Source organism: Methylobacter sp. S3L5C, assembly GCF_022788635.1.
Lineage (GTDB): Bacteria > Pseudomonadota > Gammaproteobacteria > Methylococcales > Methylomonadaceae > Methylobacter_C.
In genome coordinates this window covers 3,512,965-3,529,867 of record NZ_CP076024.1, presented here as the reverse complement: position 1 = coordinate 3,529,867, position 16,903 = coordinate 3,512,965, and the positions used below count along the sequence as shown (strand labels likewise).

Annotated in this window: 11 protein-coding genes and 4 pseudogenes; 7 read left to right on the top strand and 8 right to left on the bottom strand. The window is 42.9% G+C overall.

Annotated elements, in window-relative coordinates; all coding sequences use genetic code 11:
• Window positions 1–8 precede the first annotated feature (8 nt).
• A pseudogene (locus KKZ03_RS15905) lies at window positions 9–278 on the top strand (ATPase, T2SS/T4P/T4SS family); the annotation flags it as partial.
• A 106-nt stretch (window positions 279–384) separates the two neighbouring features.
• Here the strand turns inward: KKZ03_RS15905 and KKZ03_RS15900 are convergent.
• Window positions 385–1,035: pseudogene (locus KKZ03_RS15900) on the bottom strand (IS256 family transposase); the annotation flags it as partial.
• A 72-nt stretch (window positions 1,036–1,107) separates the two neighbouring features.
• On the opposite strand from KKZ03_RS15900, the gene KKZ03_RS15895 reads away from it, so the two are divergent.
• Window positions 1,108–2,243 (top strand): IS630 family transposase gene (locus KKZ03_RS15895; protein WP_243217008.1). Its coding sequence is split into 2 segments (ribosomal slippage): window positions 1,108–1,537 and window positions 1,537–2,243, totalling 1,137 coding nucleotides; the frame shifts between segments, so codons are not numbered across the junction.
• 8 nt (window positions 2,244–2,251) lie between these two features.
• Here the strand turns inward: KKZ03_RS15895 and KKZ03_RS15890 are convergent.
• Together KKZ03_RS15890 and KKZ03_RS15885 are read right to left on the bottom strand one after the other, a co-directional pair.
• Window positions 2,252–2,830: pseudogene (locus KKZ03_RS15890) on the bottom strand (transposase); the annotation flags it as partial.
• A 408-nt stretch (window positions 2,831–3,238) separates the two neighbouring features.
• Window positions 3,239–5,590 carry a class I SAM-dependent DNA methyltransferase gene (locus tag KKZ03_RS15885; protein WP_243217776.1) on the bottom strand — a complete coding sequence of 784 codons (2,352 nt, stop codon included), beginning with the start codon at window positions 5,588–5,590 and terminating at the stop codon, window positions 3,239–3,241.
• Window positions 5,591–6,043: 453 nt separating this feature from the next.
• On the opposite strand from KKZ03_RS15885, the gene KKZ03_RS15880 reads away from it, so the two are divergent.
• Both KKZ03_RS15880 and KKZ03_RS15875 read left to right on the top strand, forming a co-directional pair.
• Window positions 6,044–6,457, top strand: a complete 414-nt coding sequence (locus KKZ03_RS15880; RefSeq protein WP_256452034.1) for a recombinase family protein — start codon at window positions 6,044–6,046, stop codon at window positions 6,455–6,457.
• Window positions 6,458–6,492: 35 nt separating this feature from the next.
• Complete coding sequence (locus KKZ03_RS15875; RefSeq protein WP_243217775.1) at window positions 6,493–6,726, top strand: WGR domain-containing protein; 234 nt, start codon at window positions 6,493–6,495, stop codon at window positions 6,724–6,726.
• 77 nt (window positions 6,727–6,803) lie between these two features.
• Here the strand turns inward: KKZ03_RS15875 and KKZ03_RS15870 are convergent, their stop codons facing one another.
• Window positions 6,804–7,304 (bottom strand): OmpH family outer membrane protein, encoded by a 501-nt coding sequence (locus tag KKZ03_RS15870; RefSeq protein WP_243217774.1) that lies wholly within the window; start codon window positions 7,302–7,304, stop codon window positions 6,804–6,806.
• 743 nt (window positions 7,305–8,047) lie between these two features.
• Between KKZ03_RS15870 and KKZ03_RS15865 the strand changes: the two genes are divergently transcribed.
• Window positions 8,048–10,129: a sodium:proton antiporter gene (locus KKZ03_RS15865; RefSeq protein WP_243217773.1), complete on the top strand. Its 2,082-nt coding sequence runs from the start codon at window positions 8,048–8,050 to the stop codon at window positions 10,127–10,129.
• A gap of 490 nt (window positions 10,130–10,619) precedes the next feature.
• On the opposite strand, the gene KKZ03_RS15860 is transcribed toward KKZ03_RS15865, so the two are convergent.
• From KKZ03_RS15860 to KKZ03_RS15850, 3 genes are all read right to left on the bottom strand, one after another.
• Window positions 10,620–11,795, bottom strand: a complete 1,176-nt coding sequence (locus tag KKZ03_RS15860) for a cation:proton antiporter (protein WP_243217772.1) — start codon at window positions 11,793–11,795, stop codon at window positions 10,620–10,622.
• A 141-nt stretch (window positions 11,796–11,936) separates the two neighbouring features.
• The gene (gene clcA, locus KKZ03_RS15855) at window positions 11,937–13,280 is read right to left on the bottom strand and encodes a H(+)/Cl(-) exchange transporter ClcA (RefSeq protein ID WP_243217771.1); all 1,344 of its coding nucleotides are present in this window, start codon (window positions 13,278–13,280) and stop codon (window positions 11,937–11,939) included.
• 107 nt (window positions 13,281–13,387) lie between these two features.
• On the bottom strand, window positions 13,388–14,113 hold the full coding sequence (locus KKZ03_RS15850) for a DUF2490 domain-containing protein (protein WP_243217770.1): 726 nt from the start codon (window positions 14,111–14,113) through the stop codon (window positions 13,388–13,390).
• A 316-nt stretch (window positions 14,114–14,429) separates the two neighbouring features.
• On the opposite strand from KKZ03_RS15850, the gene KKZ03_RS15845 reads away from it, so the two are divergent.
• Both KKZ03_RS15845 and KKZ03_RS15840 read left to right on the top strand, forming a co-directional pair.
• Window positions 14,430–14,981, top strand: a complete 552-nt coding sequence (locus KKZ03_RS15845) for a MarR family winged helix-turn-helix transcriptional regulator (protein ID WP_243217769.1) — start codon at window positions 14,430–14,432, stop codon at window positions 14,979–14,981.
• A 227-nt stretch (window positions 14,982–15,208) separates the two neighbouring features.
• Window positions 15,209–16,734: pseudogene (locus KKZ03_RS15840) on the top strand (IS3 family transposase).
• A 26-nt stretch (window positions 16,735–16,760) separates the two neighbouring features.
• Here the strand turns inward: KKZ03_RS15840 and KKZ03_RS21845 are convergent.
• The gene (locus tag KKZ03_RS21845; RefSeq protein ID WP_256451978.1) at window positions 16,761–16,883 is read right to left on the bottom strand and encodes a hypothetical protein; all 123 of its coding nucleotides are present in this window, start codon (window positions 16,881–16,883) and stop codon (window positions 16,761–16,763) included.
• Between the last annotated feature and the right edge of the window lie 20 nt (window positions 16,884–16,903).

Here is a 16,903-nt window from a genome sequence, read left to right as displayed (position 1 = left end):
AATAGTAAGCGTTAGATCTGCTGATGGCCTGGAACACTGGTCATGAAGGTGGAGTCGCAACCCTTCATGCTAATAATGCCCGAGCGGGACTGGATCAACTGGCCTTGTTAATCAGTATGCACCCGGACTCCCCCAAACAGATTGAACCGATGATTGGCGAAGCGGTGCACTGCGTTATTCATATCGCCAGAACCCAAGAAGGTCGTTGCATAACAGAAATAGTAAAAATACTTAAGTTTGAGGACGGGAAATACATCACTCAAACGTTAGGAGCATAAAAAATGAAGTTAACCCATGTTAATAAAACGTCGTGGTTGTTGCTGTTAATGCTGTGGGTCATCATCCCGTATGGAGAGGGCGTAAGAAAATCTGTGTAAACTGCCTCTAATTAAAATTAAGTATCCTGTCTTCGTACATAATCATAAACTGATTAATAGCCGGTTTCCAATCTCGTAATGGCATGGACCATTTTTTTGAGGCATTCTCTATTGCCAGATAAACCACTTTCATTGCAGATTGATCATTGGGAAATATTTTCCTGGCGTTGGTCGCCTTTCTAATCACGCTGTTCACGGATTCAATGGCATTGGTAGTATAAATTATCTTTCTTATTTCATTAGGATAATCAAAGAAAGCAATCAAGTTAGGCCAGTGATGACGCCAGGATTGGCTGATTGATGGATATTGATTATCCCACGTCCTTGCAAAGGCTTCGAGCTCCATTTCGGCTTCTTCAACCGTGATCGATTGGTAGATTTTCTTGAGATCTATTGCAATCAGTTTTCGGTCTTTCCAAGAAACGAAACGTAATGAGTTCCGGACCATGTGGACAATACAGAGCTGAACCTGCGTTTTAGGAAAGACCGCGCCGATAGCATCCGGAAATCCAGTCAAGCCATCCACGCAGGCGACAAAAACATCCTTGATGCCTCGATTCTTAAGCTCAGTCAGTACCGAAAGCCAAAACTTGGCGCCTTCATTTTCGGATAACCAAAGCCCTAATAACTCCTTCTGGCCTGCCATATTCACGCCTAGTACTCAGTCAGCGTTGATATGTCGAATGATAGCCCCCATATAATGTCTTTACATTGCCATTAATAAACACCATTGAAAAAGAAATACATAGTACGACTAACGGAAGATGAACGCGCTTATTTGGGAAGTTTGATTCATACCGGAAAAGTGGCCGCTCATAAAAGGTTACACGCTGAAATACTGCTGAAAGCGGATGTTAGCGAGTTAGGAGAAAAATGGCTGGACCGGCCAATAAGTGAAGCTTTTGGTATTTCAAGACGTACCGTTGAACGAGTCCGGGAGCGACTGGTTCAAGAAGGCTTGGAATCGGCTTTAAACCGGGCAAAGTCAATTCGGGTTAGAAGTCGTACTATTGATGGAGAGAATGAAGCCCGTTTGATCGCGTTAAGTTGTGGCGATGCACCTGAAGGGCGTAGTCGCTGGACATTACGTTTACTTGGACAGCAGATGGTTGAGCTGGGTTATATTGAAAGTGTATCGCATGAAACTATCCGGCAAACCTTAAAAAAAACGAATTAAAACCCTGGCAAAATAAAGAGTGGTGTATTCCGGCTAAAAAAAATGCTGAGTTTGTTTGTGCTATGGAAGATACGCTTGAGGTTTACAAGCGACCTTATGATGAAGCGCAACCACTGATTTGCATGGATGAAAGCAGCAAGCAACAGATTAAAGACACGCGAACACCAATACCGGCAAAGCCTGGCACGGTCGCTCGGTACGACACGGAATATGAGCGTAATGGAGTGAGCAATATTTTTATGTTTTTTGAACCCTTGCAGGGCAAACGGTTTGTTGAGGTAACCGATCAAAGAACGGCCATTGATTGGGCGCATCAAATTCGTAACCTGGTTGATGTCCATTACCCGCAGGCTAAACGTATTACCCTGGTTATGGATAATCTGAATACCCATACTGGTGCCTCTTTATATAAGGCATTTGAGCCAAAAGAGGCGAGAAGAATTCTTGAAAAACTAGAAATACACTACACGCCCAAGCATGGCAGTTGGTTAAATATGGCCGAGATAGAATTAAGCATCCTGTCACGGCAATGTATGGATCGCCGCATTCCAGATCAAGAAATGTTAAAAACAGAAATTTTAGCGTGGCAAGAAAAAAGAAATACTATTGCTCGGCCTATGAAATGGCGGTTTACCACGGAGGATGCACGGATAAAACTGAAGAAACTTTATCCGACATTATCAGATTGACTGAGTACTAGTGCCACATAAATAGCCTTGTTAATGACGCGCTTATCCTGCTTGATTTTCACCACGATACAATCGAGATAGATGATGGGATAGATCTCATCAAGTGGCCTGGCTTGCCATTCAATGATTTTTTCCATAACGGCTTCGGTGATATTTGAAACCTGCGTGGCAGAAATAGTCGCACCGTACATTTCTTCAAAGGTATCAACAATGTCCCGTGTCGTCATACCCTTTGCATATAAGGTCAGGATTTTGTCGTCGAAATGCGTTAACCGTGTTTGATTTTTACGCACAAATTGAGGCTCAAAGGTGCCGTTGCGGTCTCTGGGCGTTTCAATCTCAAGTACGCCATGATCGCCTTTAAGTGATTTGCTGCCATAACCATTCCGACTGTTACCGGAGTTATGCCCCGTAGGCGAATGCTTGGGGTAGCCCAAATGAGCCTCCATTTCGGCATTAAGCGAGGCTTCTACGGTGATTTTAAGTAGCTCTCTGGTTAACGAAGATAAGTCAGCCTCTGATTTAATACCGCGTGCCAAATCCTGAATTGCTGAAATTAAAGCTGGGTCGTTGATGATATTGCTCATTTTCATTCCTCCTAAGGGAATTTTATTATGCTGAAAATAAGCAGTTACACGAAATTATTTACACTCTCACATGAGAGTCAACAAAACCTTCGACTTCAGAATTGACAAAGCAACATTTCCCAAGTACACCACGTCCTGTAGAAGCGATTAGTATATCTCCTTTTTTAAGAAGTCCTCGGGACTTACGAAAATCTTTCTTTGAAAAGTGATATTTTGCTTTGCTCAAGTTTAATTCATAGGTACTCAAGCACGCTTGGTTAATTACCAATATTCCGTTATCAGCATACGATGGAGCTGTGCCGCGCTCTACAAAATCAATTAACCATCGTAATTGCCTTGTTTTCTAATGATCCGGAATATCTCCTAACCACTCAACGCCACTCGGTTTGTAGCTTTCATACCGCTGCATTAGACGGCCTCAACAAAACTGACCAATTGTTTCAATAAACCATCGGTCTCAGCTTCCAGTGTCAGAATTTCCTGAGTGACTTCTTGCAAACTACGTAGCGGTTTATGCCGGTAGAAGTATTTGTTGAAACTGATTTCATAGCCAATTACGGTTTTGTTCAGCGTGATCCAGGCGTCATCAACATGTGGGCGCACTTCCAGCATGAAGTAGTCATGGATAATACTGGAAGTTGACGTTTCGGCATTGTTAGCCAACGGTATATTTTCGGTGTCACGCAGTTCGCTGTCAGCTTCGTATTCAATATAGTCGCCCGCCTTATTGGTCGGCCAGTAGCCATAGTCGATCAGTTTGTCATTTGTGGTTTTCAGATCTTCTTCTAAATCGCGTAGCTTTGAACCACTGAGCTTATGCAGTTTTTTGATCACTTTGGCGGCACGCTCGTCACGCCAGCTCACCGCATTGATGATTTGCTTGCGTTCTTGAGCCGATAGCTTCAAGCCCAAAGCCTTGATGGCATCGTCTACCTGCGCCTCAAATTGATTAAAGTCCAGATGCTCATCAGTACCTATTTTTTCGGCGATTTGTTGCGCTGCCTGCATAATGTTTCGCTGTGCGCACCAGGTTGCCTCAGAAACCAGCTCTTTGCGATTCTTGGGAGAGAGGGTTATTTCCTCGTGCTCCAGATGCGTTTCGATAGCTTTGGCATGGGGTTTCAGGTCGGCGTAGACTTCTTCGCCGTATTTACCGTAGGCCCATTCCATGATTTCCTGCATACCCGGTGTGAACCGGAGAGTGACGATACGTTCGGCGTTAAATTGTGCCGCAAGCCGCAAGGGCCTATCTATGGTGACTTTGTAGTAGCCGAAATCACGATTACTAAAAACTTTGGATATACCTTCATTGGGTATATCGAGATAAAGCCGGGTAATCTGGCTGATATGATCCTCGCTAAACTCGCAGTTTTTTGCGCCAAGGTTTTTGCGTAGCTTCTGATACAGATTTGAAGCGTCGATCAACTGAACTTTGCCTTGGCGTTGCTTAGCCTTGTGATTCGACAGTACCCAGACGTAAGTGGTGATTCCGGTGTTATAGAAGAGGTTATTGGGCAGTTGGATAATAGCTTCAAGATAGTCGTTCTCGATGATATGACGGCGGATGTTGCTTTCGCCGCTGCCCGCGTCACCGGTGAAGAGCGCCGACCCGTTATGAACCGAGGCAATACGTGAGCCCAACGGGCTGTCGGTGCGACGCTTCATCTTGTCTACCATTTCCATCAGAAATAGCAGCTGACCATCTGACGAACGGGGTATGGCGCGTTCTTTTTTGGCGTCGCCATTGCGAAAATCGCTAAGTTCAACTTCAAAACGCTGATCCACAACATCTTTACCATCCAGAATATGTCGTTGCTCGCTGGACCATGATTTTCCATAGGGTGGATTGGTCAACATAAAGTCAAAGCGTTTGCCCGAGAAGTCGTTAGTCGCCAACGTGGAGCCAAAGCGGATGTTCTCGGGATCGTTGCCCTTGATCATCATATCGGATTTACAGATGGCGTAAGTTTCCGGGTTGATCTCTTTGCCGTACAGGTACACGCCGACTTTGGCTTTGATTTCGCCTTCAGGGTCGGTGATGAAGTCCTGCGACTCGGTGAGCATGCCGCCGCTACCGCAAGCCGGGTCGTAGATTGTCAGTGGATTCGGTAGCTGATCTTTAACCTGAATGAAGACCAAATTTGTCATCAATTTAATAACTTCGCGCGGCGTGAAATGCTCGCCGGCCTCTTCGTTATTTTCTTCGTTGAACTTACGGATCAGCTCTTCGAACACATAGCCCATGCCAAGGTTGGATAAGCCGGTCAGCGTGCGGCCATCAGGCCCTTTACGATCATCCGGACTGAGATTGATCTCTTCGGAGACAAATTTTTCAATCACATCGTGCAACACATCAGATTGCTGCATCTTGCGAATCTGGTTGCGTAAATCAAATTTGTCGATTATTTCCTTTACGTTATCCGAGAAGCCGTCCAGATAGTTCTTGAGATTGGCTTCCAACTGGGAATGATTGCCAAGCAGGGTTTTTAACGTAAAGCGGGAGGTATTGTAAAACACATAGCCGGAAGCATCGCGAAGGCCGTGGGGATCAAGATCGGCCATGTCGGCGTCATCATGCTGAAAGCGAATTTCTTCGAGTACAGCTGCTTTGCTTGGCTCTAATAAACAGTCCAAACGCCGCAAGACGAACATCGGCAGAATGACATCGCGATACTTGCCGCGTACAAAAACATCCCTAAGGCAGTCGTCTGCGATTGACCAGATAAAGCTGACAATTTTATTATGTGTAGAGTGATCCATGTGCTCTTTTTGTTGAATGACGGGGCGACAAGCTCCATAAACGATCTGCTTTAACGGCATCTTGCCGATCGTAAACGTCAGGAAGGAAAAAACAGTACTGGCTGCAATGATACCTTTTTAATCATTGGAATGCACTCGGCTCGGTTGCTCAACTATCGGTATAAATTACCGTTAACAGCTATTTTTACCTAAAAATTATATAAATAGTCTATGTTATTTAGTCTTTGATAAATAATTTATTAACATTTTATAAAAGAACAGGATGAAATCCAGATCTTGGCTAATGTTGGAAAAATCAATCGCAGCAATGCTTTCTGCTATTGAAATCTACAATAAACATCCTTCCTAAATACAGTCATAGCGTAAGTTAACAAGAGCAATCACTAAATTCCAGGTCAGGAAATAATCTTTGTGCTTGCCTGTAACTGCTTGGGATGCTTGAGTAAATGAGCTATTCTAAAATCGCTCAGGACAGGGGATAGTTTAATTGTCTGGAAACTGGATCGTCTGGGCCTAAGTTTACAACATTTAATTGAAGTGATCGCGGATCTCGAAAATCGCGAGATTGGTTTTCAATCACTGACGGAAAATATCGATACCACCTCTCCGACTGGCAAACTGATCTTTCATATTTTTGGCTCACTCGCTGAATTCGAGCGCGGCTTGATTCGGGAGCGAGTTAAAGCCGGACTGGCGGCCGCCAAAAACAAAGGTACAAAATTTGGTCGGCCAAAAGCATTCAATGAACTGAATAAAGACATGGCCCTGGCGATGTTTAACGGGGGCGCTACCAAGATAGCGATTGCCCGACATTTTAACGTCACCCGGCAAACCATCTATACCTTATTAAAAACCTACGACAGTTGATTCACGACACAACGTACTAAAAACAGAGGTGAGCCATGAAACATATTTACCTGGAAAGACATGACCCGGACAAAAATCTACACCGGTTTTATCAGTTATTTATAATGCCAGGCCTTTTTGATGACTGGTCGCTGGTTAAAGAGTGGGGCAGGGCAGGTTCACCAGGAACTGTTCGGAAGGATTGGTTCGATACCGAGACGGAAGCACAGCTAGCGGGACAAAAATTATGCGCAGCCAAACAGAAAAAAGGCTATCAAGTCATTTTATGAATGTAGTAGCTAACGAAGTGGATGATCCCCCAGGTTTACTGAATCTGTGGGTCTCAAGGGCTGACGGTAAACATCAGTTAATTGGGTTGGGCTGCTAATTTTTGTTGAACTTGAGTCGTGACATCAATCTGTTCACCGGCATAAACAACGCCATCGGTGAGTAATAAATCAAAGCTTTGATCTTTGGCTATACTCCGGATAACTTCAACGATATGGCTTTGTAATTTCCCCTGTTCTTCATTACGACGCGCATTAAAATCTTGGCTAAATTCCTGTTGCGCTCTTTGTGCATTTCTTTTTTTAATTGAAATATCTTTTTCTAATTTAGCTTGCTGGGATTTACTCATCACAGGAGCATCTTTAGATATTTTTTTCGCTATGCTTTCGATTTCTTTTTGTTGAGCAACCAACTGCTTATCGCGCGGCGAAAACTCTTGTTCTAGACGTTTTTTGGCTTTTTCTGCTTGGGGTGCTTTCTCAAGAACGGCAGGCATATTAACAATGCCAATCTTTAAATTAGCAAAACTCACATTGGTCATAAACAGCAGTCCTAAAAATAGGGCGATTTTCGTTTTCATCGTTAAACATGTCTCCGATTGTAGTGAGATTATATAGCAATAAAAAAACAGGTATGTTTTGTTAGCTTTTATAAGTATAAACTCATTAAATTAAAAAATGATTAAGGTCAACCGGATTATCTCACAGCCTGCATTTACACGATTGGTAAGTGTAAACAGCATTGCTCGTTCCATTATAAGACGTTTCAACAACGAAGAATCCTCACGTTAACCATTAAATATTTTCATAAGCGCGAGCTGCTTTTATAACATTCATCAACTTCATGTAGTAAATAGTCATTCAAAAGTCTTTTAACATTTTTTAACCTGATAAGGCACTTCAAGTAATTTGCTACTCAGTCAATTTGATTATGTCAGATGCTATATCAGTAATTTCGAATTTTTAGCGCTAATTTTACCTGATATATCAACGCTGACTGATTGCTAGCATCAATATTAAACACGTCTGCGTGGCAGGCGGTAGTTGGCCAAAACTTTGTCCGCTGTTTAAGTTCAATTGACGTCAGCAATAAATCAGAAAGCGGTACTAGCGGCTTATGGCGCATTCTTTTTTGACGTTTATCTTTTTGTTCAATGTTTAGAAAGTTTGATGTCTACGAAAGCTGTGCCGTTACTGTGAAATGATTTTAAACATTAGAGAGAAGGGTTCATATCCCAATAATTTTCAGGCAATTTGTGGGTTTGACGACCTGACCCTAAGTCCAACATAATGGAACCTAATATAATAATTTTGCGAGTTACAAATGAATATTGATGTATTTTTATCCATTTTTACACTGTTGTTTATTGCTTTAATAGTGAATTTAGTCGCTATTAAAACACGGATGCCCTATACCGTATTATTGGTCATAGCTGGCTCCTTATTGGTGCCACTCTCCCAGATGAAGGCATTCAGTTTTATTAATAGTTTCCGGCTGACACCGGAATCGTTATTTTTTGTCTTTTTGCCTATTCTTATTTTTGAGTCGGCCTACAATATGAAATTAAGGAATATTAAAGAAAATAAATATTCCATGGGTATTCTAGCTATTTTTGGGCTCCTGATATCCACAGTCTTTATTGGTTTTGTTGGACAATGGGCATTACACGAGATAGGTCTGAATGTACCTATATTCGTAACATTAATGTTTGGGGCCATTATTTCTTCAACCGATCCGGTCGCTGTTCTGTCCTTATTTAAGGATTATGGTGCTCCACATCGGCTTACCCTCATTTTTGAAGGTGAGAGCTTGTTTAATGATGCGACTTCTTTCGCTTTGTTTATGGTGTTCCTCGATATATTTGCTCACGGTTATACCGGCTATTCGACGATACAACAGGCTATTTTTTCTTTCACCACTATGTTGATCGGAGGTGGGTTATTTGGCCTGTTAATGGGGCTTATGTTTTCAAAACTGATTCAATGGGTCAGTGGTAATGAACACCTGGAAATAACGCTGACTTTGCTGGTTGCTCATTTCACTTTTATCCTTACAGAACTGATTTCCGAGCACTTGGTCATTCTGGGTCAGGAAATACATCTATCTTCTATTATTGCTACCTCGATTTCGTCAATGGTCATGGGCAATTTTGGCCGTTTTAAAATGTCTCACGGCGTTGAAAAATATATGGATAAATTCTGGAGTTATTTTGCCTTTGTTGCAAATTCTCTGGTCTTTATTCTAATGGGGAAAATGTTCGCTAATCTCTCGATTGAGCTAAAGGTTGCGTTTTTACCTATTATGGTCATGATTTCGGTGGTCGTAATTGCCCGGGTTGTTTCAGTTTACCTGTCAGTTTCCGTTGTCAATACCCTAAAATTGGAAGAACGCATTCCAGAAAATTGGCAAAAACTGATGGCGTGGGGTAGTTTGCGTGGTGCCTTGGCTATAGTGATGGTGCTGTTGATTCCTGATGATTTGAACTTGCCGAATTGGACTTTACCTTTTTCAATAAAGGATTTTATTACCGCTATTACGATTGGTTGTATCTATTTTTCGCTTTTGGTTAAAGCCACCACCATCGGATTTTTTATTCGAAAGCTAAAAATTGATGTTTTGTCTTCTCATGAAAAATTGAGCTACTTTAAAACCAAGGCGCTCATTTATCTGGACATGTTGAATAAACTAAATTACTTGCTTGCCACTAAAGAGATCAGTGCAGATCAACATAAGACGCTATCTGTTTATTACCGTACCTTGCATGATCAGCATGTGGATGAATCCAGGCAAGTCTTTGCCGATTCTTCTCATGTTATCGAAGGTATGTTACGTCTGTATGTGCTTGGTTTGGAGAAAGCGGAACTGAAGGAAATTTTCCGGCGTGGTGAAATAAACGAAGCCGGTTACAAGAAAATACTTAATATGCTGGAAATTCAGGTCGCCCGAGTCGAGCAAGGGAAAAAGCAATTAATCGCCATTAACGAGCATTTTACCGACTGGTTTTATCTTCCTTTTATAAATTTTTTTCGTAGAGCGTTATTCCTGAAACCTAAACAGCCCGATCCGGAGGAAGTGTATTTATATTATCGAGCTCAGTATAAGTTGATTGCTAAATCGATTGAGGTGCTGTCAACTATAGAACATTCACGGTTATATGAGATATTTGATGATAAGCAAGCTCTTGATAATGTATTGACAGTTTTTAAAGAGTTACAGATGTGGACTGAAGATCGGATGAAAAATAAAATCCAATCCAATCAGAAACTGCTGGACAGGTTAAATCGACAAACTGTGAATAACTTGTTGAAAGAATCACTAAGTTTGACTTTGACGGACCTTCATAATGCTGAGATTATTACGACCAAACTTTACATCTCACTAAAAAAAGAGCTGAACGCGCAGTAAGGTAACTCGTAAAAATAACCTCCGCCAATTTGGAGCGTATGCAAAACCGGATCGAATCCTATCACCAATTACGATCAGAAATCCCGCTGGTTGGGGGTAAAAAGGAACCCATTGGCAGAACATTCATTTAAACGGTCAATACACCTTCCGTGATAAGGGGCAGGCCATTTATTTTTATGCAATTGTGGCGGATTTGACATTGGAATAAAGACTGAAAATTTTTACGCCGGAATTTCCGGTGGTTTGAGTGGGCTTACAAACCCATTAATCACGGCGTCTGTGAAACAAGGGAATATAAAGCCATAATTGTTTCACTGCACCTTAAACCCTAATCACTGGTATGTCGGTTGTAAATGTGTGTTGCAAAGGTAGTGTGTCGGGTTATGAAAAAAGCTTTAGAAAGGCTTGAATCGTGTATGAAGAGACTTGCATACACGGTTGTTCTTAGCAAAGCCTTAACTGTTAATAATCACGGCTTATCTGATGATTATTACCAAGGCAGAGTAAATTTTCCGCGTAATTTAACGGCCAGTATTGGAAACAGCAGGACCGAAATCATACCTGCACTAACCAGTATAGCCGCCCTGTCTGGTGGTATAAGTCCAGAGGAAACACCGATTTCGCTAATGATAAGAATCAGCGGTAAACCTGTTGCGGAATAGAATGCGAAAGGCATTTGTTCTTCGGGAGTCAGTTCCTTCCTATATAAGAATAACGAAACTCCCCGAATAAAGAGCATTAAACCCAATAAAAGTGCCACTTGCACGGGAGCCAAAGGGGCCGACCATAAGGCGCTGATTTCAAAGTTCATGCCGGCAACGATAAAGAAGATCGGTATCAGAAAACCATAACCTATCGCATCCAGCTTATGCCGTAATAATTCGCCTTCTTTTCCTTTAGTGGCGAGCCCAACGACGATGCCTGCAGTAAACGCCCCCATCACGATATTCAAGCCAAATTTAGCGGCGAGTGCAACGAATAGAATCTGAAGCAGAATACAAATTCTTACAGGAAGTTGACCACTACTTTGCATAGTACGAGTCATCATTTCAATCAACCGTAATGAACGAGTATTTAGCGAAATATACGCAGTAGCAAAGGCAATGATAATAAAAATTACCATGAACAATGTATGTATGAAAGTACTATGCGTCGGAATCAGTAACATCGAAATAACCAGCAAGGGGCCGAACTCACCGACGGCAGCGGCAGCAATCATATACGTTCCGAATTTAGAGTTTAATTCGCCTCGATCACGCAGAATTGGCGATAGTACACCCAAGGCGGTAGTGGATAAGGCGACTGCCGCCAATAAAGGGGGGGATTCTATGAGCTCTATTGATTGAAAGAACAACATACAAACAAATGCCAGACTAAGCGAGAGACACCAGCCACCTACTGCCAGTGATAAGGGTTTGCCGCGAATCTTGCTAAAATCAATTTCAAGCCCGACCATGAATAGCAAAAAAGTCAAACCGAGCTCTCCGAGCGTACTGATCATACCATCAGGACTGGTTAGGTTGAATACATGAGGACCTATCAGCATTCCTAAAATAACTTCAAGCGCCACGACAGGCATGCGAAAACTATTTGGCAATTCGACAAGAAGTGGTGCCAGCATCGCAACGAACAAGATCAGCAGAAGTTCAGAAGGATAGGTTTCCATAGGGTGGTTCCTTTGTTAGTTGAGTTACAGTTCAATGAACTGAATTTAAATGAAAATAATCAATTGCCAGACGCTTTTTGTTTTTTTCAGATACAATTTTTCGGTAACTGATTTATACATTATATGCTTTTAGTTGATTTTTTAATTAATGCCGTTTGATAGCGCCAGTTCTCTTGATTCGTTTTTTTTGATGGTGTTTTCCAGTAACGCATCATAGATAGGCACGACTCTCAACCAATCGGCGACAATCTGCGCTGAAAAACAGGCCACAAATAAAGGCAGTATCAACGTGTAATTTCCGGTCATTTCAATGATCAACACGATACCTGTCAAAGGTGCCCGTACTACTCCGGTAAAGTAGGAAGCCATGCCAACAACGGCAAACAATTTCGCGTCAACATTCAACTCGGGAAACAGCAGTTGGATAATGCTGCCGACGCCCAAACCTAGCAAAGCACCGAGAACAAGAACCGGCATGAAGATTCCGCCTGCGGCACCGGAACTGGAACTACCGATGGTCACTATAAAGCGGATTATAAAAAACAGTACGATCGTCTGTAGTGTAAACACCCTACCTTCTAAAATAGAGTTGACAAAATCCTGGCCACCCCCCAATAAATCCGGCGTCAACCAACCGATGGTAGTTACCATGGCTGCCAGAACAAACCACCAAAAAAATCTTGGCCATAAAGGTAGGCTGATCAATTTTTGGGCTGTCAGCAATGTCCTGTTGAATAGATAGCCAAGTAAGGCCGATACGATTCCCAACGGTAAGAATGCAATTAGTATATCCAGTGGTGGGGTTCCGGCTATGACCAGGTGAAAAGTAGGATATTGTCCGAGTACTATACGGCACACCATATCGGCAGAAAGGCAGGCGATGCCAGCGGCAAAAAACTCGAACGATGAGCATCTTGAGTCCAGTTCCTCAAGCACAAACACCAGTCCGGCCAGCGGCGAGTTAAATGCAGCAGCCAAGCCGGCACCACCGCCCGCAGCTATTAATACCGAACGATCCTTAAAGGTCTGGTTAGGCCATGAATTTACCAGTCCTTGCCCAATTGCACCACCCATATGCACAGTTGGCCCTGCGCGGCCAAGCATCAAACCGGCACTGGCCCCAATAATCATACTTACAAACTTGATCACTAACACCCGTAACCAGCGAAAAGGCCAGCAGCCCTGCATTACTCCTTTCAAATGCGAAATGCCGCTGCCGGACGCTTCTGGCGCAAAACGACTGACTAGTCCCACCGAAAGGCATACTGCCATTACCGTAAATCCCATCATGATCCAAGGGCCGATGATGACTTGTTGATGAGCAAAATCGATAACCCGGTTACGGAATTCTTCTCCGTAACTCAGGGATAGATTGACTCCGACTGAAATTGCACCCGTCAGTAATCCCAGTAAAATCGAGGGTACCAGCAAGCGGTGACGTTGCCTTTCCAGGATCAGCGAGCTATCGTGTGTATTTTTTAGCACATTCTTTTTGATGATATAACGCTCTTAAATAAGTCTGTAATTTTCAAGTTGAGTTCTATGAGTCTAAATAGTGTGTAGGTCGATAATGCTTACACTCACATGGGTTACTAAAATTTATAACGGATATTGGCTTGTAAATTATGCGTGAACAAGTTGTTACCAGTTAGATTGTCTATATATTGTCCTAAATAACCTAAATCTGCTCCCGCTTTAGGCGTAAATTGGTAACTTAATCCGGCTAAAACACGGTTTTCGGAAAAGCCTTGCTTGCCCCATTGGTTTTGATTCATGTAACCCAAAACCTCATCACCAACGTAAGCACTTAGGCCGTCAAAAAATGGTAGAGGATGGTTTATTTGCAATAATTGTCTGGCACGATATCCGGTATCACTGGGTCCGGTCGTGGATGCTTGATTAATGCGTTCCTCAAACCGGGTACGGCTCAAGAGCTTAAATCCATCAATAGTTTGGTTCCAGACCAAATCCTGATAGGGACGACTTTCCTGATAAGCCGTCTTGTCTAGCGGGTGAATCCAATCATGCACATAACCCAGTGCAAACGAGGCGTTATCCGTTAATTGATAGCCAACTTGACTGAATAACAGATTTTCGGTGTATCTTGAGCCACTGGGCGAATCCTCACGGGTACGGCTTTGATCCATTATCAGCCAATTAAATTTATTAAGGCTGGACGACAATGCTTTAAAATCACCTTGCAATGTTGCCGAACCCCATACGCCGAACATATTGTTTGTCGCTTCACCAGCAAAACTGGACATCGGTTGAGCAAATAAAAATGCACTTAAAACTGCCATTTTTTTGAATTTATTCATAACTCTTACCTGGAATGATTATTTACTGTTTAAAGTTACATGAAGGTTTGGCGGTTCGATAGTTCGAAGGGCTTGTATAATCATGTCCTCTAATTAATAATTAGTCGGCCAGTAGCGCTGCTATTGACATTCTAAAGTACAAACAATGTTTGTACAAACATAAAAGCAATGAATGTGCCAGATACCGATATATGCTATTTTACAAACGCTTATACTTAAAGCAACGATAATGACCGCCACGAAAAGGTTGAAATAAACCCATTTACACGGGTGGTTTGGTGGATAACAATACTTTTGAGACTGGATTTTGCCGTGTATGAATCGTAATACTAAGGGAGTAACATCTGCTGAAATCGTTAATGCTAACGATTTAAAACAATGGCCCCATGAGGTGCTTAAACGGTTTCGGTTGATTTTTAAAGCGGTTCAACAACATTCTCAGTGGATTGAAACACATTGTGGCGTCACCAGTGCTCAACTCTGGGCACTCTGGGAGCTATCAGAAAAACCTGGATTGAAGGTAACAGAGTTGGCCAAGGCCATGTCAATTCATCATTCCACGGCCAGTAATATGCTAAACAAGCTGGCAAAAAAAGACTTGATAATCAGAGAACGTATAAGTCAAGACCAACGAGTTATCACAGTGACTTTGACTGAAGCGGGTGCCCAATTAATAAATATGGCACCTTCACCGCCACAGGGTATATTGCAATATTCACTATTTCAGTTGCCGGAGAATGTTCTTAAGTCCCTTGCAAAGGATCTTGATGTGTTGGTTAAAGGAATGGAAATCAAAGATGAGGTAGCAGCAATGCAACCGCTTAATCCATTACCAAAAAAAATACGAATGACAAAAAAGAGAGAATAACCGCTTAAACTCAACTTTTAACGGTCATAAATATTGTCGAGTTATAAGCTATAGTTTTCGCTTAAGGTTTCTACAAGCGAGTAGTGCAGTATCGTTGAAAACCAGAGCGGCAGAAGATCTTCTCGTCCGCCGAGGGCTTTTTCGACAGAGATTTTCAATGGAGTGCCCCCTGCGTCAGAATAGTTGTCGCCTCAAATTTTAAGAAAAAATAAAATTTGAGATTCAAAATGAAAAAATATAAAAGGTATTCAGTAGGCTTCAGAGAGCAGGCCCTGGTAAAAGTATACAATCGTGGTAATGACCAATCAGTTCAGTCCGTCGCAAACGAATTGAATATCCATTTAACAACCTTGAAGGCTTGGATGAAACAGAAGGAACAGAACGTCAAACCTGCACCCCGGAAATCAAAGCGTCCCGAGGATTGGAGTTCTGAAGAACGTTTTACCGCTTTACAAAAAACCTATAATTTGATCGGTGAAGACTTAAATGCCTGGTGTCGTGAACGCGGCGTTTTTATTCATCAACTGGAGCAGTGGAAAACAGATTTTTGTAGCCAGGGTGACTCAGTAGGCAAACGTGAAGAAGCGCGGATTTTACGTACATTGAAAGAAGAAAACCAAACTCTTGAGCGCGAATTATTACGTAAAGACAAGGCCTTGGCAGAGGCCGCAGCGCTGTTGGTGCTGCAAAAAAAGTTCCGTGCGCTCTTGGGGGGAGAGGTCGAATGACTCCCCACGAAGAGCGCAAGCAAGTGATTGTTTTACTGAATGAATCGGTAACAGCGGGGGCTCGCAAAGCTAAAGCCTGTGAGGTGCTGGGCCTGAGCGAACGGACCTTGCAACGCTGGCAGACCGGTGAGACGATTCACTGCGATCAACGCCCTTTGCGTGACTATCAACCGCCACACAAACTAACAGCAATCGAGCGCACCGAGGTGCTGACACTCGCCAATTCAGATGAATTTGGTCATCTGCCACCGAGTCAGATCGTGCCACGACTGGCCGACCAAGGCAGCTATCTGGCGTCTGAGTCGACCTTCTATCGCATCCTGCGCGAGGAAAAACAGCTTACCCATCGGCGTAGCGAACGGCCAGTTCAAATACGCACCAAGCCGCGCGCGGTCTGTGCTACAGCACCTAATCAACTGTACAGTTGGGACATTACTTATCTGCCATCACTGATCCGTGGACAGTTTTTCTATCTGTATCTATTTGTTGATATTTTCAGCCGAAAGATCGTCGGTTGGCAGGTATATGAAGAAGAAAACAGCGCCTTGGCTGGCGAATTGTTACGTGATCTTTGTCATCGTGAAGGTATACAGGCAGAACAGCTTATCCTGCATTCTGACAACGGCAGCCCAATGAAGGGATCGACTATGCTGGCGACCTTGCAACAGCTTGGTGTCATGCCTTCGTTTAGTCGGCCATCGGTTAGCAACGATAATCCGTACTCAGAATCGCTGTTTAAGACCTTGAAATATCGTCCTAACTATCCGCTAAAGCCGTTCGCCGATGTTACGGAAGCGCGTCAGTGGGTCACAAGCTTAGTGGAATGGTACAACCATGAGCATCGTCACAGCGCTATCCGCTTTGTTACACCAGCACAACGTCATGAAGGCTTGGACGACAAGCTTCTGGATAACCGTAAAGCCGTCTACAAAGCAGCACGTGCTAAACATCCGCAACGCTGGACTGGAAGCTCCCGTAATTGGGGAAAAATCCAGACAGTCCACCTTAACCCAGACAAGGCCTAAACAAAAAAATGCTATCAAGGAAGTGATTATTCAGAAAACAAACCAGAGTAAGATTTAACCGTCGATGCGACAACTACATTGACAATTACCGGAGTGAGATCAAGCAAAGTTTCGTTTACATCAAAGATAAGAACTTTGGGCTTGGGCATGGTTATCTCCTTATCAAGTT

Excerpts from the sequence above, each read along its gene's own strand:
- KKZ03_RS15860 (WP_243217772.1), bottom strand. The coding sequence starts at position 11,795 with ATGGAAACCTATCCTTCTGAACTTCTGCTGATCTTGTTCGTTGCGATG.
- KKZ03_RS15850 (WP_243217770.1), bottom strand. The coding sequence starts at position 14,113 with ATGAATAAATTCAAAAAAATGGCAGTTTTAAGTGCATTTTTATTTGCT.
- KKZ03_RS15885 (WP_243217776.1), bottom strand. The coding sequence starts at position 5,590 with ATGGATCACTCTACACATAATAAAATTGTCAGCTTTATCTGGTCAATC.
- KKZ03_RS21845 (WP_256451978.1), bottom strand. The coding sequence starts at position 16,883 with ATGCCCAAGCCCAAAGTTCTTATCTTTGATGTAAACGAAACTTTGCTT.
- KKZ03_RS15865 (WP_243217773.1), top strand. The coding sequence starts at position 8,048 with ATGAATATTGATGTATTTTTATCCATTTTTACACTGTTGTTTATTGCT.
- KKZ03_RS15845 (WP_243217769.1), top strand. The coding sequence starts at position 14,430 with ATGAATCGTAATACTAAGGGAGTAACATCTGCTGAAATCGTTAATGCT.
- KKZ03_RS15870 (WP_243217774.1), bottom strand. The coding sequence starts at position 7,304 with ATGAAAACGAAAATCGCCCTATTTTTAGGACTGCTGTTTATGACCAAT.
- KKZ03_RS15875 (WP_243217775.1), top strand. The coding sequence starts at position 6,493 with ATGAAACATATTTACCTGGAAAGACATGACCCGGACAAAAATCTACAC.